The organism is Clostridium cellulovorans 743B, from assembly GCF_000145275.1.
GTDB lineage: Bacteria > Bacillota > Clostridia > Clostridiales > Clostridiaceae > Clostridium_K > Clostridium_K cellulovorans.
Map to the genome: position 1 here is coordinate 3076088 of NC_014393.1, position 21784 is coordinate 3097871.

General features: G+C 29.9%; 17 protein-coding genes. 3 read left to right on the forward strand and 14 right to left on the reverse strand.

The window, feature by feature from the left end; genetic code table 11:
• Positions 1-139: 139 nt before the first annotated feature.
• Complete coding sequence (locus CLOCEL_RS12685; RefSeq protein ID WP_010075513.1) at positions 140-1888, forward strand: methyl-accepting chemotaxis protein; 1749 nt, start codon at positions 140-142, stop codon at positions 1886-1888.
• Positions 1889-2136: 248 nt separating this feature from the next.
• Here CLOCEL_RS12685 and CLOCEL_RS12690 read toward each other — a convergent pair whose 3' ends face one another.
• The 9 genes from CLOCEL_RS12690 to CLOCEL_RS12730 form a co-directional block, all read right to left on the reverse strand.
• Positions 2137-2856 (reverse strand): lysoplasmalogenase family protein, encoded by a 720-nt coding sequence (locus tag CLOCEL_RS12690; protein WP_010075514.1) that lies wholly within the window; start codon positions 2854-2856, stop codon positions 2137-2139.
• Between the two features lie 64 nt (positions 2857-2920).
• On the reverse strand, positions 2921-3955 hold the full coding sequence (locus CLOCEL_RS12695; protein WP_010075515.1) for a protein-glutamate methylesterase/protein-glutamine glutaminase: 1035 nt from the start codon (positions 3953-3955) through the stop codon (positions 2921-2923).
• A 9-nt stretch (positions 3956-3964) separates the two neighbouring features.
• Positions 3965-4780: a CheR family methyltransferase gene (locus CLOCEL_RS12700; protein WP_010075516.1), complete on the reverse strand. Its 816-nt coding sequence runs from the start codon at positions 4778-4780 to the stop codon at positions 3965-3967.
• Positions 4781-4910: 130 nt separating this feature from the next.
• Positions 4911-6638: a methyl-accepting chemotaxis protein gene (locus tag CLOCEL_RS12705; protein ID WP_010075517.1), complete on the reverse strand. Its 1728-nt coding sequence runs from the start codon at positions 6636-6638 to the stop codon at positions 4911-4913.
• A gap of 21 nt (positions 6639-6659) precedes the next feature.
• Positions 6660-7148 (reverse strand): chemotaxis protein CheW, encoded by a 489-nt coding sequence (locus CLOCEL_RS12710; protein WP_010075518.1) that lies wholly within the window; start codon positions 7146-7148, stop codon positions 6660-6662.
• Between the two features lie 18 nt (positions 7149-7166).
• Complete coding sequence (locus CLOCEL_RS12715) at positions 7167-9182, reverse strand: chemotaxis protein CheA (RefSeq protein ID WP_010075519.1); 2016 nt, start codon at positions 9180-9182, stop codon at positions 7167-7169.
• Positions 9183-9238: 56 nt separating this feature from the next.
• Positions 9239-9592, reverse strand: coding sequence for a response regulator (locus CLOCEL_RS12720; RefSeq protein WP_010075520.1), 354 nt, complete (start codon positions 9590-9592; stop codon positions 9239-9241).
• Between the two features lie 234 nt (positions 9593-9826).
• Positions 9827-11518 carry a methyl-accepting chemotaxis protein gene (locus CLOCEL_RS12725; RefSeq protein ID WP_010075521.1) on the reverse strand — a complete coding sequence of 564 codons (1692 nt, stop codon included), beginning with the start codon at positions 11516-11518 and terminating at the stop codon, positions 9827-9829.
• Positions 11519-11580: 62 nt separating this feature from the next.
• Complete coding sequence (locus CLOCEL_RS12730) at positions 11581-12495, reverse strand: DUF2804 family protein (RefSeq protein WP_010075522.1); 915 nt, start codon at positions 12493-12495, stop codon at positions 11581-11583.
• 534 nt (positions 12496-13029) lie between these two features.
• On the opposite strand from CLOCEL_RS12730, the gene CLOCEL_RS12735 reads away from it, so the two are divergent.
• The gene (locus CLOCEL_RS12735) at positions 13030-14445 is read left to right on the forward strand and encodes a UDP-N-acetylmuramoyl-tripeptide--D-alanyl-D-alanine ligase (protein WP_010075523.1); all 1416 of its coding nucleotides are present in this window, start codon (positions 13030-13032) and stop codon (positions 14443-14445) included.
• Positions 14438-14782: an LNS2 domain-containing protein gene (locus CLOCEL_RS12740; protein WP_010075524.1), complete on the forward strand. Its 345-nt coding sequence runs from the start codon at positions 14438-14440 to the stop codon at positions 14780-14782. The genes CLOCEL_RS12735 and CLOCEL_RS12740 overlap by 8 nt, the downstream gene beginning before the upstream one ends.
• A gap of 144 nt (positions 14783-14926) precedes the next feature.
• Here CLOCEL_RS12740 and CLOCEL_RS12745 read toward each other — a convergent pair whose 3' ends face one another.
• From CLOCEL_RS12745 to CLOCEL_RS12765, 5 genes are all read right to left on the reverse strand, one after another.
• Positions 14927-16288, reverse strand: a complete 1362-nt coding sequence (locus tag CLOCEL_RS12745; RefSeq protein ID WP_010075525.1) for a UDP-N-acetylmuramoyl-tripeptide--D-alanyl-D-alanine ligase — start codon at positions 16286-16288, stop codon at positions 14927-14929.
• A gap of 43 nt (positions 16289-16331) precedes the next feature.
• Positions 16332-17651: a YheC/YheD family endospore coat-associated protein gene (locus CLOCEL_RS12750; RefSeq protein WP_010075526.1), complete on the reverse strand. Its 1320-nt coding sequence runs from the start codon at positions 17649-17651 to the stop codon at positions 16332-16334.
• A 16-nt stretch (positions 17652-17667) separates the two neighbouring features.
• On the reverse strand, positions 17668-18972 hold the full coding sequence (locus CLOCEL_RS12755) for a YheC/YheD family endospore coat-associated protein (protein ID WP_013291777.1): 1305 nt from the start codon (positions 18970-18972) through the stop codon (positions 17668-17670).
• A gap of 81 nt (positions 18973-19053) precedes the next feature.
• Positions 19054-20430 carry a YheC/YheD family endospore coat-associated protein gene (locus CLOCEL_RS12760; RefSeq protein WP_010075528.1) on the reverse strand — a complete coding sequence of 459 codons (1377 nt, stop codon included), beginning with the start codon at positions 20428-20430 and terminating at the stop codon, positions 19054-19056.
• Complete coding sequence (locus CLOCEL_RS12765) at positions 20427-21713, reverse strand: YheC/YheD family protein (protein WP_010075529.1); 1287 nt, start codon at positions 21711-21713, stop codon at positions 20427-20429. The genes CLOCEL_RS12760 and CLOCEL_RS12765 overlap by 4 nt, the downstream gene beginning before the upstream one ends.
• Positions 21714-21784 lie beyond the last annotated feature (71 nt).

Sequence of the window (21784 nt, forward strand, 5' to 3'; positions counted from 1 at the left end):
AGTTAACTTTTAATTTTTTTTGTATTCTTTTTTAAACCTATTAAGCAAATACAAACTATATCGAAAATAAATATGCGCCCTCAATTATTCTTTACCAAATAAACGTAATTAAATTCAATTCAAAAGGAGAATCTTGTAAATGCAGAAATCGGAAGAAAAAAATTTTTCAAAAAAACAAAAAAATTTCAAGGGTCTAAAAATCATTCATTCGTTGATTATTATGGTGTTAGTATCCATATTGGGTCTAGGTTCTATTGTTTTTACTGGTATCAATAGTATGAATTCAGCAAAACAGCAACAATCAGACCTATATGATGAAATGTATTTACCAACTACAGCACTTTTAAATGCTAAAGCAACATTTTATAATCTAAGAGCTAATTATACAAAAATTTTAGACGCGGCTACATTTAGTGATGGTGCCTATGAATCTGTTCTTAAGTCTAGAGATTCACTAATGGTTTCATTAGATTCTTATACTAAAGCTGACATGGAGGAAGTTGACTTAGCTAATATTGATAATTTAAAAAAACAAGTACTTCAATATAATGAAGATACAGAAAAAATTATTCAAGTAAAAAAGTCCACTGGTACTTATGATACTGATGAAAGAAAAAGGATAAATTCAAATAGTACAGCAATAATAGATTTAATTGGAGAAATAGTTAAATATAATGATGAACAATGTACTCTTCTTATTGCAGAAACAAACTCAGAAATCAAAAATAGTATTTTCCTTTTCTCTGCTATTTCAATATTCTCACTTACGCTTTTAGTTTTAATATCTATAAGCACTATTTTAAAACTTAGATATAAATTCAAAGCTATTAATGAGCATTGTAACAAAATTACTAGCGGAGACCTTACTTGTATTATGCCGAATAAGGTAATAGAGTCCAACGACGAATTAGGTGATATGGCTAGAACTATAAACTTTATGACTAATTCAATTAAATCTGTTATAAAAAATATCATAGATGAATCAAACCATCTTGAAATAGTTTCAAATTCTACTAAAGAAAACATGAACCTATTAAATTCAGAAGTTGAAGAAGTATCTGCATATTCTGAAGAATTATCAGCAACCTCTGAAGAAACAGCTGCGACAACAGAAAGTTTAACCCAAACTACAAATAATATAAAAATAGCCATTGAAAATATTTCAGAAAAATCCATAGAAGGTGCAAAATCTGCTTCAGAAATTAGTAGCAAAGCGAATGCTTTAAAAGTAAATGCTATTAATTCAAAAAACTCAACTATAGAACTATATGAATCAACACAAGAAAAGCTTCTTGATGCTTTATCAAAATCCAAAGCTGTTGATAAAATTACTGTTCTTTCTGAATCTATACTTCAAATTGCTTCACAAACTAACCTACTAGCATTAAATGCAGCTATAGAAGCAGCCAGAGCAGGAGAAGCAGGGAAAGGCTTTTCGGTAGTTGCAGATGAAATCAGGAAACTGGCTGAAACATCTCAAGAAACTGTTGCAGAAATTCAAGCTGTTACAGCTACAGTAGTAGATTCAGTTAACAATCTTTCAGGAAGTTCCACAGAAATGCTTAAATTCATAAATGATAAAGTTATCCAAGATTATGATACATTTGTTACGTCTGGAGAAGAATATAATAACGATGCTACTTCTTTAAATAATATTACTTCGAATTTTGCTTCAACCTCAGAAAATCTTTCTTCTTCTGTAGAAGCTGTTTTAAATTCAATAACTGAAATATCTAGTTCTAATATTCAAGCGGCAGATGCGACACAAGATATATCTCATAAAGTTCTTTCCGTTTCAAATAGAGCTTCTGATGTTCTAAAACAAACTGAAGAAGTAAAACAAAGTTCTGAAAGACTTGTTGAAATGTCAAAGAAATTCAAAATTTAAATATTCATCTTTAGGATCGAATTCAGTTAAAATACTAAACATTTTTGGAAACGAATCCATTATTTGAAGTCATTTAACTTTAAAACAAATAACACTCTTAAAGTATATTATTTGTTTCTATACTAATAAATACTGATAACAATATAGGTATATATTTAAAATATTCTTAACTAAATATAAAAGGAGTTTGATAATATGCAAACTCCTTTTATATTTATAGAAATTATCCTGTTATATGCTTAAAACTTCTATGTTTTTTTCTTTATATTTAGTAATTTTTTTTCATTAATAACCACTGCTAAAAGAGTCCAACCTGGAATATATGAAGTCCAAATTACATTTGCAATAGACATTCTATAGTCTCCAGAAAACAAAGGATGAAATCTTGATAAGGCAACAGCCATGTCACAAATAAACATTAAAATTCCTGAAAAACCAATTAACAAAGATGCTTTGGTGCTATAATATCTATTAAAAATAGTAACTATAGATAACCAAGTCATTAAACATAGTACTATTCCAAATATCAAGGCACCGATAAACATAAGCCCACTGATGTATGGGCTAAGTAATATTACTGAATAAACAAAAACAATTATTAATGGTATTGCAACGATGATTTCTAATTTTGTAATCTTTAATTTTTTTCTATATACACTAATTAAACATAAATATGCAAAGAGAAAACCCATGGCTCCTAAAGGCTCAATAACTTTTGTTGTATAAACAAATGTGTCACATAAGACTAAAAAGAAATCTGCAATCACGACAAAAAAGAAGGAAAGAGCCATAATTTTTTGTTCTTTATATTGTTTTTCTACTATAATCGAGGATAAAAATAAAGTTACAATTATTGTGTATTTCAGATATATAATGATATCTTCTTTTGGGTAAGTCCTATCTAAAAAAAGTATTAACCCCGTCAATAAGATATATATTACTAATAATACCCTTTGCGTATTATTCACTCTAAATCACATCCTTATAACTTCTATTCCTTATATTATATAGACTTTTGCAAAAAAATTAACATTAACCATTTAAAAAAGAGTTTACTATCTTAGGAATATCTTCAATAGAACCTTGCTTTTCTACGGCACCAATGTTATATGCAACCTTCGGCATTCCATAAACCACTGAAGTTTTTTCGTCCTGCCCTATTGTTTTTGCCCCACTTTTTCTCATAGCAAGCAATCCTTTGGCTCCATCATTGCCCATACCAGTGAGTATAATACCTATTGTATTTTTAGGTGAAAGCTTAGCACAAGATTCAAAAAGTATATCCACAGAAGGACAATGGCCACTTACTTTTTCTCCTTTATAACATTCTGCATAATAGCCTTCCTTTTGTTTTTTTACTACCATATGCGTATCTCCTGGCGCTATTAATACCAGACCCTCATATAAAGTATCTCCATTTTTAGCTTCTCTGACCTCTAAGTTGCAAAAATTATTTAATCTTTCAGCAAAAGACTTTGTAAACACCGGTGGCATATGCTGTACAATAACAATAGGTGGCATGATCTTTGGGAATTCTTTTATAATACTATAAATTGCTTCTGTTCCTCCGGTTGAAGCTCCAATAGCTATTAGTTGATTTTTATATTTTCTTTCCATTATTGCTTTTTGTGAATCCCCATCTTTATACTTCCAATGACTAACATTTACGGTTGAAGCTATTTTTACTTTTTTTATCAATTCATTAATTAAAGTCTCAAATCCTCTAATATTATCTACGCTAGGCTTTAAAACATAATCTACGGCTCCTGCTTCAATAGCTTCTAAAAATCTTTCACTAACTGAACTTATTACTATAGTAGATATTGGATACTGCGGCATAAGTCTTTTTAAAAAATCTACCCCATTCATTTTAGGCATTTCAATATCCAATACCATAACTTCAGGAAGATATTCTATAATCATATCCCTAGCTTCATATACATCTTTTGCCGTAGCAATTACTTCTATTCCATTATCAATAGCTATTCCTCTTGATATAGCCTCTCTAAACAAAAGTGAATCATCCACAATAAGAACTTTTATTTTTTTCTTTAATTTTTGTACCATGACATTTACCTATATTTTTCTGTAAATTGCAGGACTAATATATTTGTATTTTGTTCTTAAATTACTTATAGACTCTGAATGACCAATAAAGAGATAGCCTCCAACTTCAGTATGATCATAAAATTTATTTACAATCTCTTCTTTGGTTTCGTTGTCAAAGTATATCATAACATTCCTGCAAAAAATAACTTGGAACTTTCTTTTAAAAGGATAGTACTCCTCCATTAAATTAAACCGTCTAAATATGACTTCTTTTCTAATTGAATCAACAACTTTACTTTTCTCATTGTTATAACTTTTAAAATATTTACTCTTCCATTCATTAGGAATGTTGTTTATTTGTGCTTTATCATATACACCTATATTTGCAACTTTTAGCACTTGAGAAGAAATATCCGTAGCTAAAAGTTTTGTATCCCAAGATAATCTATCATCTTTTAAAAAGTCTGCAATAACCATAGCCAATGTGTATGGCTCTTCACCACTTGAGCATCCAGCACTCCATATTCTTAAATCTCTGTCACTTACACCCCTCATTAAATATGGCAAAACGACCTTTCTAAGATAAAAAAAATGTTCTTGTTCTCTCATAAAATACGTATAATTTGTTGTAATCTTATTTACAAGATCATTTAATCTATCCCCTGTTTTATCACCAACAATATATTCTATATATTCTGAGAAGTTTTCAAAATTGTTTCTCTCAAGTTCACTGTTTAATCTTGTTTCTACTAAAGATTTTTTTTCTTTACTTAAATTTATCCCATAATTTTTCTTTATAAAATTTGATAACAAAATAAATTCTCTGTCATTTATTATTATCATAAGCTCACCCTTTAAAATTCAAATTAGTTGATAATAAAACCCATTAAGGGGATAAGTCCTTAATGGGTTTTGTATTATACTATACAACTTCCAAAATGGTCTCAAGACTAAAGCTATCTATAACTTTTCTCTAATACTTTCCAAACTCATTATCACTTAAGGATATCTTTACCTTAGATTCCATAGATTCAGTATTTGTTGAACCTTTGCTAGAGTAGCCTTCAGATTTTCTTCGTCTTTCTTTCATATCTTCTATCATTTTTAAAACTTCTAGATTTAAATCTTCTGGATTATGCGTTCCTCTTGACCTTCTAAGCTTAAACCTTGAAACCATATCTCTTAATAATTCTGCTTGACTTGAAAGTTCTTCACTAGCTGCAGCTGATTCCTCAGCAGTGGCTGAATTTGTTTGAGTTACTTGTGCAACTAATTCAATTCCTTGATTAACTTGAGTTATTGCAGTAGCTTGTTCATTTGAAGCGGATGCAATTTCATCAACTAATACAGCTACTTTTGCTACTCCATCAACTATATCATTTAGCGCTATAGCAGTTTCATTAGCAATCTTTGTTCCATCTTCTACTTTTTTAATAGAGCCCTCAATTAATGTAGTTGTTTCTTTTGCAGCGTTAGCGCTTCTAGCTGCTAAATTTCTAACTTCCTCTGCTACAACTGCAAAACCCTTTCCATGCTGACCAGCTCTAGCGGCTTCAACAGCTGCATTAAGGGCAAGAATATTTGTTTGAAATGCAATTTCATCTATAACCTTTATTATTTTCGATATATTAGACGAAGATTCATTAATTTGTTCCATTGCCTTAAGCATATTGTCCATTTGATCGTTACCTTGCAATGCACTATTTTTTACTGTTACTGCAAGTTCATTAGCTTCAAGGGCATTGTCGGCATTTTGCCTTGTTTGAGCTGCTATCTCTTCAATAGATGCTGTTAATTCTTCAATAGAAGTTGCTTGTTCTGTAGACCCCTGTGAAAGTTCTTGTCCAGAATCTGATACCTGTTTTGCACCTAGAGCTACTTGCTCTGAAGAATTATTAATTTCCTCTAATATATTATTTATAGACCCTATAATCTTGCCAAAGGATTTCATAAGTTCACCGATTTCATCCTTACTGTTTGCTTCAACAGAAACATCATAATTTCCTAAAGCAAGTTCATCTCCAACTTCTGTAAGCTTTTTAATAGGTTTACTAATCATGTTTGCAAGAAATATTCCAAGTACAATGGAAACTATTACTGCTACAAATACAACTATTATCATATCTGTAACTACTCTATTTGCAAATGACGTATTACTATCAGAAGTTTCCTTTGCCTGACTAATATTCAATTGTGTAAGTTTTTCAATTTTATCATCAATATCCTGTGCTGTTGTTAAAGCATCTCCATTCAACAATTCAATAGCTTGTTGCATTTGATTATTGATAGCATAGTTAATTATCTTCTCTTGCATTGGCCTATAATTATTTATCAAAACTTTAAGTTCTTCATATAATACCTTTTCTCCATTTGTACTATTACTTTCTATAACAGCATCTAGTTTCCCTATGTTTTCATCCATTATGCTATCAAATAAAGTAATTCTACTTTTATAATAATCTATCTTTGTTTTATCAATTAATATATTTCTAAGATTAACTCTTCCTCTTTGATAAGATGCTCCTAAATCTCTATAATAACCGATAGGCACTACATTTTTCTCATACATTTTTGAATATTTTGAGTTAATATCTTTAAGACTAACAATTCCTACAATTCCTACGATTCCAGCTATTATAGCAACAATTATAAAGCTAATAATCAATTTTACAGAAATCTTGAAATCCCTAAAAGCTTTCATTTGCCATTCCCTCCTGTCATTTTATTCAGTTATATTTTCTAATTCATTAGAATTTATTAGCTTACTAGTGTCTAAAAGAAGCTTTACTTCACTTCCAATTTTTCCTATACCACTTATATATTTATTATTAAAGCTATTGCTTACACTTGGAGGTTCAACTATGCTTTCTTTTTGTATAGATATGACGTCTGAAACACTGTCAATAATTAATCCAACGATAGTATCTTCTACGCTAATAACTATAATACAAGTCCTATCATTGTATTCTCTATAGAGCTTATTAAATCTTAATCTAACATCTATTACTGGTATTATTTTTCCTCTAAGATTTATGATGCCTTTTACATAATTAGGTAGTTCAGGTATCTCTGTAATTGGTTGAATTCCTATTATCTCTATAACATATCTAATTTCAATTCCGTAACACTCTTCACCTATAGAAAAAGTTAAATATTTGTCCTTTAAGGTATCTTCTTCAAAATCCAAAGAATCATCGAAAGCCTCTGACATAATCTACATCCCTCCTCTTTAGTAATTAATAATTGCAGGAATATCTAAAATTAAACTTATTCCTCCATCGCCAAGTAAGGTGCATCCACTGATAAATCTCCTATGATTAATATAATTTGGGAGAGCCTTTACTACAACTGGCTGCTGACCTAATAATTCATCAGCAAATAAACAAACTCCTTTACCTTCGTCTTCAACCATAATTATGATACCCTCTTGAATATTAGTGTTCTTTGGCTTGATCTTTAATAATTGGTGCAATCTTATTATTTTATAACTTTCTCCTCTAACAATAGTCATTTCCTGATCATGAGGATCAATAATCAAGTTTTCTTTTATTAATCTAAAGGACTCTTTTATTAAATTAATAGGGATTGTATATCTATTATTACCTACTGCAATATTCATTCCATCAACAATAGCTAAAGTCAATGGGATTTTAATTGCTATATGAGTCCCTCTCCCCTTTGAACTATCAATGAAGATTTTACCACCTATTTTTTCAATGTTTTCCCTAACAACATCCATACCAACGCCACGACCAGAAAATTCTGATACATTATCTTTAGTGGAGAATCCTGGCATAAATATAAAAGAGTATATATCCTTATCTGTTAGTTGATCCTCAGGTTTATTTATAAGTCCTTGTTCTTTAGCTTTACTAAGAACCTTATCCTTGTCTATTCCTCTTCCATCATCCTTTATAGAAATCCATACATCTCCACCTAGATTTTTTGCCTCTAGTACAATTTTGCCTACAGTTGGTTTATTACTATCAACTCTTTCTTCTGGTCCTTCTAAACCATGATCTATTGAATTTCTCAGTAAATGCATAAGTGGATCACCTAAATTTTCGATAATATTTTTATCCACTTCTGTCTCCTCACCAATAAGTTCTAATTCAACTTCTTTATTAAGCTTTTTACTCATATCTCTTACAACTCTATGCATTTTTTGAAAAGTTCCAGATACGGGTATCATCCTTATAGACATAACTACGTCCTGAAGTTCACCTGATATTTTCTCAAGTAATCTAGCTGCCTTCTGAAAACTATCCGATTGTAATCCTTGGACATCTGGATTTTGCACAACCATCGCCTCTGCAATAACAAGTTCACCCATCAAATCAAGCAATTTATCAATTTTGTTAACATTTACATTTATTATACTTTGCTTAATATTTTTCATTGTATGAGTTTTATCATCTAAACCCATATGTATGTTATTGACCTTTTCACTCTCACCCTGATTTATATCTTCAAGTATCCTTAATTGCACTTTGCGTATGACAGCAGTTTTTAAAAGTAAATCTTCCACTTCATTAAAGCTTTTTAAAGTTGCAAAGCTAACTTTAAATCCTTCTTTTTTTATAATTTCACAATTTTCTTTACTTTCAACTAGTTCTTTGGGAGTATATTCTATATCTTCAGCTATATTTTTCAAGCTATGAATAACTGAAAATGCTCTAATATTCTCCATACTGCAACCTTCGTCAAAAAAAATAACAGCTTCAAATCTATTTTTGCTAAAGTTCTCATCAACTTTAGACCTATTCTTTAAAGGCTGTTGTTCAATAACTTCTTCAATTAGTTCAATATTTTTTTTTACAGTTTCTACATTGTTTGAATTTTTTAGATTGACTAAGTATTGCCTAATCTCACCTTCTAAAATTGCTACGTCTCCATTAACTGGTTTATTAGTTTCAATCTTAGTCAATTCAATCTTAATAAAATCAATACCTTTAAGCACAACGTCTACAAGTGTTGAATAATCCATATGCAAGGGATTATTTTCTCTTATATAAAAGAATAAATCCTCAATAGAATGTGCCAATTTAGATATATGGGTGTACATCATCATAGCAGAGGAGCCTTTTATGGTGTGCATTATTCTAAAAATCTCATTAATATGCTCTTTGCTAAAGCCTGCATTTTTCTCACTATCTATCATTATATTTTCAAGTTGGTCAATAAGCTGAGTACTTTCAAATATAAACATTTCAAGCATAGGCTCTTTTTCAAAACTTGATGGCATCACACTTCCTCCTCACTGATTTTTTATTTTTAAGCAGACATTTTTTAATAGTCTGCTTAAATGCTGTTTAAAGTTTTAATTATATGCTCATCATTAAAAGGTTTCACAATGAATCCACTAGCTCCACTAATTACTGCCTTCATAACCTTGTCCTCTTGACCTAAAGATGAAACCATTATAATCTTAGCATTATTATCAATAGATTTTATAAGTTCCACTGCTTGAATCCCATCCATCTCTGGCATGGTAATATCCATTGTAACTAGATCAGGCTTTAATTCCTGATATTTTGCTACTGCCTCAACACCATTGCAAGCTTCACCTATAACTTCAAAATTATTATTGCTCAGTAAAGTTTTTAGAGAGAGTCTCACGAAAGCTGCGTCATCTACTATTAATATTTTTTTCATAAATTTTCCCATCCTTAAAATTTTATTGTTTCATTAAAATAGTCGTTAGAAATTCCTACAAATTCAATGGGAATGAGAGGGGAATTATACTGCTTAACCCAAAAGGAATTTAATCAACATAATAGACTATATATTCGTTAAAATAGCAAAACAAAAAGCTACTACAAAACAACTAAGATATGGTAACTTAATTATTTTATAGTAGCTTTATTTAATTCTAATCACATGCTAATTCTATACCTTAAACCTTGAAATTTCATCTTTTAATTTTGTAGCACTTTCTTTTGCATTTAAAGCATATTCTAATACTCCATTTGACTTATTGTTAATATTATAAATCCTATTTGCAATATTAGAAGTTCCCTTTGCCCCGTCATTTGATGCATTAGCTACTCCAGCAATAGTACTTAACAATTCATTTACTGAAGTAAAGAGTTTTTCTGTTGTTAGATTTAAATCCATTGAAAATTCTTTATAATATTGAGCATCTTGATTATATTCTTTGTTAGTTTCTTCAAAACCTTCATATTCTTGCAATATTACATGTTCAATAAAACTAAGTAAATTATTAGAATTAGCAGTCAATTCATCCACAGAAGCTAAGATAGTGGATGCAGTATTTTGTATTTTATTTATTGTATTACTGGATTGTTCTGCAAGTTTTCTTATTTCATCAGCAACAACACTAAATCCTTTTCCTGCTTCACCAGCTCTTGCTGACTCTATTGCCGCATTAAGGGCAAGTAAATTAGTCTGTGATGTAATATTACGTATAGACTCAGCTAACTGATTTATTTCTTCTACTGCTTTTGCTTTTTCTATAGATTTTTTTAAGTCTGCAGCAGTATCTTTAAAGATTTTCTCAGTTTCTTTTTGATTCTTTTCTGAAACAATCATTATATTTTCAGCCTTATTTCTGATATCTACAGCCTTTTTAACACTATTATGTGATTTTCCCGATATGTAATTAACATTATTTTTCATTGTTTCCGAAGTGACTGACATTTCTTCTGCAGAAGCTGCTGTCTCTTGCATATTTGCAGAAAGTTCTTCTGTTGTAGCTGACACTTCTTTCACATCATTAGCTAGATCATTAATCTCATTCTTTACGACATCTATCTTGGTTTCAATATCACTAGCCGTGTTAATAACATTACTTATTAAATCCTTCAATGAAAAACTTACGCTATTAATTGATAAAGCAATCTCTTCTATTTCATCCTTTGTCTTTATATCTATTCTTTCTGTTAAATCACCTTTGCTGATTTTTTCTAATGTTCCCTTGATTTTTGAAATATTTTTACCTAACACTTGTGAAAAAATATAAACTGCAACCATAACCGCTACAACTAAAATTACCATTACCAATACGGTAGTCTTAAATACCATACTTTTAATATTCTCAAAGACACTAGCGTCAACATCTATAGCCATAACTGATATAACCTTTCCTTGAGAGTCTTTAATTGGAGCATATGCAGAAATGAAAGTTCCGTATTCGTCAGTATATGCCTTATCAGAGACTACTATTTCTCCATCAAAAGCTTTCTTCATTGTATCAGTCATCTCATATTTATCTAAAAATCCAGATGGTTCTACTGATACATCTACTAAAAACTTAGTAGTATTATCATCAACTTTTAGTAGGGTATAGAAATTTCTTGCCACTGATCTTACTTTTGCCATACTCATAGAGTATTCTATTTTTTTGTATTCATCATTATCTTTTGATCTAGCTTCGATTACCTTTTTTAAAGTATCTCCATCAATAGATTGCTGCAATTCTATAATACAATCCTTTGTTGAAGTTTTAAGTTCTTTTTGAAATTTAGCAAAAATGTAATAATTAGTTACCAAAAGTACTATCACCACAATACTTAAAAGTATTATAGATATTTTTAAAATTTTAGTAGCCAGCTTACTCATATTTATCTCCTTTAAAAATTAATAAACAATATTTTACTTACATTTATATACAATTATAGTTCTTACCATTTCCCACAATGTTCTTCCATAACTCCATACATCTCACCTGTATCAATCCATATATTATCTATCTTAACTCGCCCATTTACTTTTACATAATATTCATCATGTTTTAAATTTATGAAAATTGGTACTATTGGGGGTATATCTTCCTTTGATTTGGAAACCATTAAAATAGTGATTTCTAACTCATTATCACAAGACGTCAGTCTCCACTTAGATTTTTTACTATATGACGTATATTCAAAAGAAACCTCTTGATTTAGCCTTATCCAACTGCTACGTCCATCCCTACCCTTCACTAAAACCTCTGTATATTTTTGTGAAAATGAACCATAATTTATTAATGATACAAATGCTAAGTTTTCATTTTGAACTGCAAGCCAATGCCAAAATGTTTTTCTTGGCACCTTTCCAAAACAATGATCATAATATCCTAATCCATTAGTTATTTTATACGTTATACCATTTGCAACTATTTGCCCCATTACTTTATTTTTCATAAAATGAAGCAACGCGTACTCATTGATAAAGTTATTATCAAACTTCGTAAAGTAAGGTTCTGTTGGCTCAATTTTCAAGGATGCGGAAAAATTTTTAGCTTGCATATCAAATACCCATCCACTTACTTCATCTCCTGAATAACTAATAAATATTTCTTTTGACCTTTTATGCAAATCTAACTTATTCTTTTTTTGAGAGCTATCTAAAAACAATTTCTTACTATATGTAAAAGGAGTATCCTTATTTAAATCAAATACTGTAAACTTAACACTGTCCAAAAACGGTACCCTAACAAAGTAAAAACTAAAATATAAATTTTCGTTTTTATCATAACAGCCAGTATACCACCACTCCTTATACCTTGGATTTGAAAATATATCTTTTCTGCGTACCTTTTTTTCTTCTAAATCCATCCTATTATCCCTCACTTTTTAGTTTCTCTAAATAATTATAGAGACCATAAATAAAATCTTAGCTTATTGAAAAATTTGCACCTTCATTGTATTTTCAATAATTGAAACTTACAGCTTTAGATTATTTATCTTTGGTTTCTATACTTACATTAATAAAACATGTGGTATATTTTTACATTCGTTTTCTTTTATTATACACCTAATTTAATGACTTCAAAGTAAAACTTCAATTTTTTTAAGCTTAATGAAGAAATTAAAACAGCAAAACTTTACATCGTTTCTTTTTACTTTAATTTATAATAACGATTTCATTGCACTACCTATAAATCACTTTTTATCTTTTTTAATTTATAATATTAATTAACCCTTACCTATATTCCTTATTTTGGTAAAATTCATTTTTTACATACCCTTTTACCTTATAGCACCTTTGACTTAATATAACATAAACTGAACATATACGTATAAATTTCTAAAAAAGCAATTAACAAGCTTATATTAAAAATTGAAAACATGAACTTGGAGGCTCAAATTATGAGAGTATATACTTGCGATGAAATATCTAATTTAGTTGATGGTATAGTTTTATATTGGGATAATAATAAATCAATCGAAAGATTTTCCAGTTATCCAAACTGCCCATTATTTCGTTCTCTTCATTTTATTAAAAATCACATAAATAATAAGGATAATTTAATATCTAGATTAGAAACATATAAGGTTTCGGGAATTATTATTGACAATTGCGATCTGATAGACCTTAAAAATCTTTCTTCTAAAGGTATTGGTGTCATTCTTGTTAAAAATTTAAACAAAGCGTATGAAGATATTGTACAGTTATATCGTAAGCAATTTGATATTCCCTTCGTACAAGTCATAGGGAGCTCAGGTAAAACAACTACAAAGGAAATGCTTGGCTCTATACTAAGGACTAAACTTAATACTTTAGTTTCTTTCGAAAACTTAAATTCACCTTCCGGTGTTGCATATAATCTTCTAAAATTAACCGCAAAGCACCAAGCTGCTGTATTAGAAACAGGCATGAGGTCAAAAGGTGTTATATCTAGATCTACTAGCATCATACAGCCTGATTATGTGATTGTAACATGTATTCATCGTGCACATCTTGTTACAGTGGGTTCTTTAGAAAATATAATTAAAGCTAAGAGTGAATTTATAGGTTTTTTATCTCCAGAAAGTTTAGTGATTATAAATGGGGATGATGAGAACTGCAAGAAGCTTCCCCTAGATCAATATCAAGGAAAGGTTCTAACCTTTGGTATGTCTAAATCCTGTGATATCTGGGCAAAAGAAATTCAGTATGATGATTTTAAAATGCATTTCAAAGCATGTACAAGGAACTTAGAAATTGATTGTACTATAAATACTATTGGCATTTATAATGTATTAAATGCACTTGCTGCAATTATACTTAGCCTTAATTTAGGCTTTTCTAAACAAGAAATTCAGGAAGGCCTATTACAATTTAAGCCTATGTACAATAGACTCCAAGTAGTTAAGAGAAATAAGAACTTTTGCATAATCAATGATACCTTTAATGCTAATCCAGATTCTACAATAGCACTTGTAGAGGAAATCCAAAACTTTGCTCAAGGTAAACCAATAATTTTAGTCCTCGGTGATTTTGAAAATCCTAATTACCAGGATACAGAATATCCTGAGTCTGTTCATTATGAAGTAGGAAAAAAAGCTGCAAGCGCAATGTTATATAGACTAATTGCCATTGGGAAATGGGCTGATTCTCTTATTAAAGGTGCTGTTGACAATGGTTATCCTATTAAAAATACAGGATGCTTTACTAAACCAGAATACGCAATTGATTTCCTTAAACAATCTATAGTAAAAAATAATATTATTATATTTAAATCTTCAGTTCATACAAACTTAACGGTATTAATAAATAGTATTAGTGGTGAGGATTATGATTGAAAAAATTGATATAAGTAAAAGTAATTGTAAAAAAGTAATAGTGGATATAGATGGAGTATTAGCTATAGAAGAAGCTAATAGATCTTACATTAGACTTCTTCCAGTAAAAGAAGCTTCTGAAGCTATAAAGACATTAAAAAAATTAGGCTATGTAATTATTCTTCATACTTCTCGTTTCGAGTTTGAAAAAAAAGTTACAATTGATTGGTTAAAAGCAAATGGCTTTATATATGATGATATCAAATTTGGAAAACCAAGGGGAGATATTTATATAGACGATAGAGGTTATCGCTTTAATTCTTGGGAAAATTTTTTCAATGATGTAAAGTTATATTAGCTAAAACTACTAAGGGACTGAAATGCATATATAATACATTTCAGTCCCTCTATTTATTAAAACAACCCTCTAACCAATGCTAAAAATACATTCTACTGGATTATCTTTTCTAAAGCCTATCTATTATATCTGTGTTACTATTAATCACTGGTTTTGTAGAAGGTAATTTGCAATTTGTTCTAACTTTAAAATCCTTCCACCATTTATCAATATAACATCGTCCTTTTGTATAATATTTTTTAAATATGAACAAGCTTCTTCCTTAGTCTCACAGTGTTTACCTTCCAATTTATCTTTGGCTTCTTCATTTATATATCTAGCATTTCCACCTACTGTTACAAGAATATCACATTTACCTATAACATACCTTCCAATTTCTCTATGAATCTCTTCAGTTAAATTTCCACAACCATACATGCTTCCAAGCACTGCAATTTTCTTATTTCCTCCAAATGATTTTAAAACATTTATACCTGCCTTCATTGAATCTAGTTCAGAAGTATAACAATCAAGAATTATCTTGGCATTGTTTTTCATTTTAACAATATTCACCCTTAAATTATCAGGTTGAAACTTAACAATCCCTCTTTTTACATCATCTACTTCTATATCAAACAAATCTCCAATTGCTATAGCAAACATGGCATTATATACATTGTGTATCCCTGGGACTTTTAACTTAAATAAATGTTCTTCACCTTTATAATCACATTTAAATTCAACGCCCTTTTCCCCTAAATCTCTTACATCCTTTGCATTATACTCCCCTTTTCCATTAAGAGAAATTCTTATTATCTTATATGGCTTTTCTTTAATAGTGGACAATAACGGATCATCGCCATTTATAATCAAAATATCATTTTTATCAAAATAAGTTGCAACTTCCATCTTAGCCTTCATAATATTTTCTTTACTTCCAAAGCTACTAATATGAGCAGTTCCAATGCTTGTAATTACTCCAATTGAAGGCCGCACTATATCAACACCTTTTTTAATATGCCCATAGGATCTTAATCCTATCTCTATGACGGATATTTGGTGTGTATCATTTATTTGCAAAGTTGTCATAGGCACACCTATGAGATCATTAACATTACTTAATGTTTTGTGTGTATTAAATCTTTCACTGAGAACTAGCGCTATTAAGTCTTTTGTACTAGTTTTTCCAGATGTTCCTGTCACTGCAATAACAGGTATATCGAATTTTTTCCTATAATGCTTACAAAGGGTCCTTAGAGCGGTATCTGTATTTTCAACGATTATTTGAGGTACCTTACAATCTATTTTACAAGGAACCATTATAGCTGCTGCTCCGTTTTTAATAGCCTGCTCAACATCTGGATTAGGATTATAGTCACTTTTACTATAAGTCAAATATATATACAAATACTCTGGCTTCACTCCAAAAACTCTTGTAGATACTGATTTAAGAATTATATCTTTATTACAATTTATTAATTTACCTCCCACAACCTTAGCAATTTCAGTTATTTTTAAAGGTTTCATTGATTCTGCCCCCTTAAAGATATAAGTTTTTTAAAAAATAATCCTAAAATCCGGCAAGAGCTTTGGCATATTCCAATGGCTTACTTACAACCTTATGATACATTTCAGTATCTTCTATTGAATACAGTGGAAATCTATGATCATGAGTTTTATTTATTTCAAGGATCCATACCTTTCTATTTTCATCTACCATCACATCAATCCCCACATCACCATAATTTCCAACACCTTCAAGCTTCTTACACGCTTCAATACATATGTGAGCAATCTCTTCTTGTTTTAAAAATGCTTCTTTTTCATTCATCTTAAATACTCTTTTAAGCGCCTCGTACCCTGTCAATGCAAATCCGCCTCCGGAAATTTTCGTAGCAATACTTCCTTTTTTACCAAAGCGTGCAATAATCCCTGTTAAACTCCACTCCATACTTTTATCCTTTTGAAGGATAACTCTTAAATCAAACATTCTATCATGATACTTTTTTAACTTTATTCCTTGTTGCATAATGTAAGCTTTTTCTTCATTTAATTCATTAATAAATTTATCTACTTCCTGTGGATTACTTATAGTCGTTGGTCCTTCTAATATATCTATAAAGCTATAACCTCCTTGAGATTTTTCTACTTTTAAGATTCCTTTAGATTGATATCCTCTTACCTGTTTTAAATAAATAGTATCAAATTTTTCTATCATTCTATCTAGTGCTTGTATGTTACTAAGCTTTTCTGTATATGGTAAGCTTTCTCTCACATTTTCATATGGTGAAAGTAACTCCCACATATCCCACTTAGTAAAAAAGAAAGAGTTGAAAATTTTATCTCCTAATTTATCTATTATATCTTCATTAACTTTTGGAGGCATATATCTTTTTTTTATCATGACCCCTGGATATGGAAATATCGCTTCTTTCCATTGGCCTTGATCATTTTCACCGCTATTATCATAGTAATATCCACCAATAGTTCTATTTTCAATATTAATTTGATCCGCTGCACAAAAATATAAAATTCCTTTTATATCCTTATAATTAATATAATAATTTTGCATACGCTGAAAATCCTTAGAAGAAATATTTTCTTTTTTAGTTTCTACTAAATAGGCTATAACAGGACCTATATGCAAATTACGTCCTTCCATACGTATTTCATATTCTACTGAATCTAATAGAGTGAAATCTTTTATCATATATTTAGAAATTCCAATGGTATTAAATTCCAGGTCATCTTTAAATTTTACTTCGACCTCTCGTCTCCATATTCCAATATTTAAAATAACCTTCCTCGGGATAACCTGAAATTTACTTAACATCTGCTTTGAAAAAAACACTTCATTTTTTAAGCTATTTGAGAAATACTTTATATACATCCGTAATCACATCCCCCTAAAAGCCAGCAAGTTTTTTAGCATATAACATATTTTGTAACCTTACTTTAAAAAACATTTGCCTATCTTTAGCATCTAATGCAATCGTATGGTTCGGATCTCTATTATTTATCTCGACAATCCACACATCTCCATTTAAATCTACTCCTAAATCTACCCCTAAATTGCCACAACTTATTCCACTTTCCTCTAATCCTCTTGCAGCATTTATAGCTATAGTACTCATTCGTTTCCTAAACTTGCTTACTTCTTCATCTGTCAGTTTTAAGATATTCTTTAAAGTAATTTGTGCAAGTTCTGCACTTCCACCAGTAGATATATTGCTGGTTATACTTCCCTTAACACCATGTCTTGCGATTATTCCAATATCACGCCACTCTCCATAATGATCTTTTACAATTAATGCCCTAAAATCAATAGTTTTCTCGTCAGTAGCTATTAAATCCAATGCCTTTTGAATAATGAATCTACTTTTACTGATATTTCTTTTCAAAAAAGTATTAAGTTCTTCAATGGTTTTAAAACATTCTTCTTTTTCTTGTCCTTGGCAGTTATAATTAGCAAAAAACCACTTACCCCTTTTCCTTACTTTAACTATACCTACACCTTGGCTTCCATATATAGGTTTTATATAAGCCGTATCATATTCGGCTAAAAAATCTCTTATATCCTTTGGAACTTCGTATAATATTGTATATGGAAGATGATTCTTTACATTGTCAAAGCACCAAAGCCACTTATGAGCTTCCCACTTATTGAATATATAGTTATTAAATAAAGTATCTCCTAAAAATGTGCGAAAATGATTTCTTAATTCCTTTACCATTCCTACTCTTTTAAAAATAGAAGCCGGATAATAATAAGTTCCTTCTTCAAAGCTTTCTGTCTCCGGATTAAAAATAAAACCTCGTATAGTTTGGGAACTTTGATCAATTCCTTCTGTTGAAAAAATTAAAATTGCGCCGCCAATTTCTTCATATCCATAAACATAGCTTTTAAGATTATTAATAATTTCTTTTAACCTTTCTTCACTTTTTTCTGTGAGCATTCCTATAAATGGTCCCATGATAATTTCACCTTTATTAAAAACCACTTCATAGAATATAAATAAAGGTAATTTTAAATATTCAATTATATCCTTCGATAGTAATATTTCATCTTTTCCTACATTATTAGATACATTTAATTTAACTTCATAAGATTTTATTCCAAACTTCACATATATAATTTTTCTGTTCTCAATTCCTATTCTCTGCGCAAGAATTGGACTAATTGATATATTTCCCTCACTTTCGAGTTCCATTATAACTTTATACCTAGGCTTCACGTCATTTCACCCCTTCAAAATCCCACCAAAGAAACTATACAGCTAGATACATCTATCTTATAACATTGCCTTTGGTTCGCTATCTCTTGCACCTTTCCCAAAACCAGCTAAAGATGCAGCATATAGTAATGGCATGTGTCTTATATGAAGATAATTTTCATAGTCCATATGCTTAAAACCTCTAAAAACTGGTCTTACATTTGCTTCAATAAACCAATAATGCTTATTAGGGTCTATGGCAAAATCAAGTCCAAATTCTGCGAAATGTTCACCACTGTTATCCATTATTTCACAAAATTTTAATGCAACAGAAATAAGTTCATTTCTAATTTTATTTGTATCAATACAAGGGCCAAATGCAAGCCTCATAGCATTATTAATACTCAGTGCTTGGCCCCCTCTGGAGATATTAGTTATCTTATTTTTTGCCCCTGCTTTTCTACATTCTATGCCTCTACAGCGCCAACGCTTATCCTCATTTTTTCCAATTACAATACGAATATCAAAAGGCGCACCGTTTATTGTAGCTAATTTAACTTGTTCTTGAATAATATAATTCTTCTGAATAAAATTATTTTCAATGAATTCATCAGCACTAGTTTTGTCCACTATATAAAACCTTGGATTATCAGAAATTCTATAATCGTATATACCAAAATTATCATTAATTCTGTGTACAAAACATATTCCTCTTCCCCTTGATAACCCTGCTGGCTTTAAAATAACATCGCTATATTTATTCATAAAATTATGAAAAAACTTAATGTCTATAAGTTCCTTAGTTTCGGGAAGATATTCCTGAAAATTCTTATGTCTTTCTAATATCTTATGCATCTCCCATTTATCAAACCTTGTAGAATTAAATACTCTATTTCCTGTAAGACGCTTTAATTCATCTACAACCTTCTGACTTGTATAAAAAGCCCTCCTAAAAACCACTGAAGGAAACGGTAGCGTTCCATATCTCCACTCCATAACCTCATTATCATAGTAAAGACCATTTATAACCATACTATTCCAATCAATAGATATATCTTTGAATGCAATAAACAGTCCTCCAATTTCATTATAAATATCCATTCCTCTAGTAAAGCCTTGCATATTTCTATTATGATAATAATAACTTTGTTCACCAAGCAAAAGACCTATCACCGGTCCAATATACAAAGTTTCATCCTTATATATCATTTGGTAAATCAGGCTTTCTTTTATATATAATTTTTGTATTATGTCTTTCCCACATAGAACTTCAATAGAATCTTCAAAAGAGTTTTTTTTATCTATAGAAGACTTTTCTATTTCGCAGAGGTTAACCTTAATTTCTTTTAATCCAAATTGAAGTGTTACTTCTTTTGGAAGTTTCTCTGCTACTTTTTTTGGAAGATATATAGTATCATCAGAAATATCTTGTTTTATAACTTTTATCCATATCATATAATGCTTCCATCCTGATTCTCGCTTTCATTAAGATATACCAAGTAATCAACAGAATTTAAAAGATACTTCTCCCAACTCTGTTTGCCATTTAATCTAAAAAGATAATCCTTTAGATCCCATCCGCCAAAGTTCAATAGAAAAGGTTTACATTTCTCATCTATAACAAAATCTAAAATACAACTTCCAAGATATATAAAATAATAATCCAAATAGGAACATATATTAAGAGAATAATTTTGTAAACTCTGCATTATATCCTCTATTTTATCTGGAACAATATCTATAAGCGTTTTCTCAAATTCATCAACTGTGGATTTATACGTGGAATCTTTAAGAAATATTTCATTTTTTGCAATGATTTCTGTAACACTCCATTTTCCAGTTATACCCTTCTGAATATATACTCTTGCTTCTAAAGGCGATCCATTCCAAAGCAAAGTTTTCTTCCCTTGTATTGCTAAATACTTTTTACTACCTATCATTTTCTTTACATAAGTATATAAATTTTTCTCACTACAGTATTGAATATTACCACCCGTTTCTATACTACAGTTACTCCTTTTGCTTGAAGAATATTTTTGAACTTTTACAGCTGGTCTATTATATAGACCTCTTTCTGGTAACAAAAATAGAGTATCCGAAGTTTCAAGATATTTTGTCATTATTGAAGGTGTAAGAGATGAAACTTGAGGAATACATTCTTTAATAGCTGGTACTGCAGACAAAACATCAAAAACAACGGCTTGATTAAAAATATTTACAGAGTTTATAACCTTCACTCCATATAGCTGATATAATTGCTTAACTTTATTAATATTTGTAACTTTAAAAAACTGACCTATATTAAAAATGCACCCTGGTATGGAAACGGTCTGATGTGTTATTAAAGAACCTACAACTAACAACCCTTCGACTAAATTTTCTTGAATATTAACATTTGATAGAGTAAAACATATTATATTAATTCCTCTTTTTTCAGATAAGTGTTGAAGATTTTTTAATATACTATTTGTATATTTCTGCTTTGCTTCATTGTATAAAAGTCCTACCAAATTAGGAATTTCCTTTACTTGCTTTAATGATCTGTATATCTCCACTCGCTTATCAATAACTTCAGCAAGAGCACTATACGGTTCCAAAATATCTTTCTTTAGTTCTTCTGGAATGCGATTATCTAAGAATAGGCTCTCTAATATTCTTTTTTCTTCCTCTAACTTATTGATAATTTCTTTATTATTATCAAATAAGGAGTCTATACCTTTCAAAAAATCATTCTCCACTTTACCGCCTCCTTACGTTATATAATATTCTATATGTTTTATATTGTGAGAGTATGAAATGTATCAGTCTA

Excerpts from the sequence above, each read along its gene's own strand:
- CLOCEL_RS12685 (WP_010075513.1), top strand. The coding sequence starts at position 140 with ATGCAGAAATCGGAAGAAAAAAATTTTTCAAAAAAACAAAAAAATTTC.
- CLOCEL_RS12695 (WP_010075515.1), bottom strand. The coding sequence starts at position 3,955 with ATGGTACAAAAATTAAAGAAAAAAATAAAAGTTCTTATTGTGGATGAT.
- CLOCEL_RS12700 (WP_010075516.1), bottom strand. The coding sequence starts at position 4,780 with ATGATAATAATAAATGACAGAGAATTTATTTTGTTATCAAATTTTATA.
- CLOCEL_RS12705 (WP_010075517.1), bottom strand. The coding sequence starts at position 6,638 with ATGAAAGCTTTTAGGGATTTCAAGATTTCTGTAAAATTGATTATTAGC.
- CLOCEL_RS12710 (WP_010075518.1), bottom strand. The coding sequence starts at position 7,148 with ATGTCAGAGGCTTTCGATGATTCTTTGGATTTTGAAGAAGATACCTTA.
- CLOCEL_RS12715 (WP_010075519.1), bottom strand. The coding sequence starts at position 9,182 with ATGCCATCAAGTTTTGAAAAAGAGCCTATGCTTGAAATGTTTATATTT.
- CLOCEL_RS12720 (WP_010075520.1), bottom strand. The coding sequence starts at position 9,592 with ATGAAAAAAATATTAATAGTAGATGACGCAGCTTTCGTGAGACTCTCT.
- CLOCEL_RS12725 (WP_010075521.1), bottom strand. The coding sequence starts at position 11,518 with ATGAGTAAGCTGGCTACTAAAATTTTAAAAATATCTATAATACTTTTA.
- CLOCEL_RS12730 (WP_010075522.1), bottom strand. The coding sequence starts at position 12,495 with ATGGATTTAGAAGAAAAAAAGGTACGCAGAAAAGATATATTTTCAAAT.
- CLOCEL_RS12735 (WP_010075523.1), top strand. The coding sequence starts at position 13,030 with ATGAGAGTATATACTTGCGATGAAATATCTAATTTAGTTGATGGTATA.
- CLOCEL_RS12740 (WP_010075524.1), top strand. The coding sequence starts at position 14,438 with ATGATTGAAAAAATTGATATAAGTAAAAGTAATTGTAAAAAAGTAATA.
- CLOCEL_RS12745 (WP_010075525.1), bottom strand. The coding sequence starts at position 16,288 with ATGAAACCTTTAAAAATAACTGAAATTGCTAAGGTTGTGGGAGGTAAA.
- CLOCEL_RS12750 (WP_010075526.1), bottom strand. The coding sequence starts at position 17,651 with ATGTATATAAAGTATTTCTCAAATAGCTTAAAAAATGAAGTGTTTTTT.
- CLOCEL_RS12755 (WP_013291777.1), bottom strand. The coding sequence starts at position 18,972 with ATGGAACTCGAAAGTGAGGGAAATATATCAATTAGTCCAATTCTTGCG.
- CLOCEL_RS12760 (WP_010075528.1), bottom strand. The coding sequence starts at position 20,430 with ATGATATGGATAAAAGTTATAAAACAAGATATTTCTGATGATACTATA.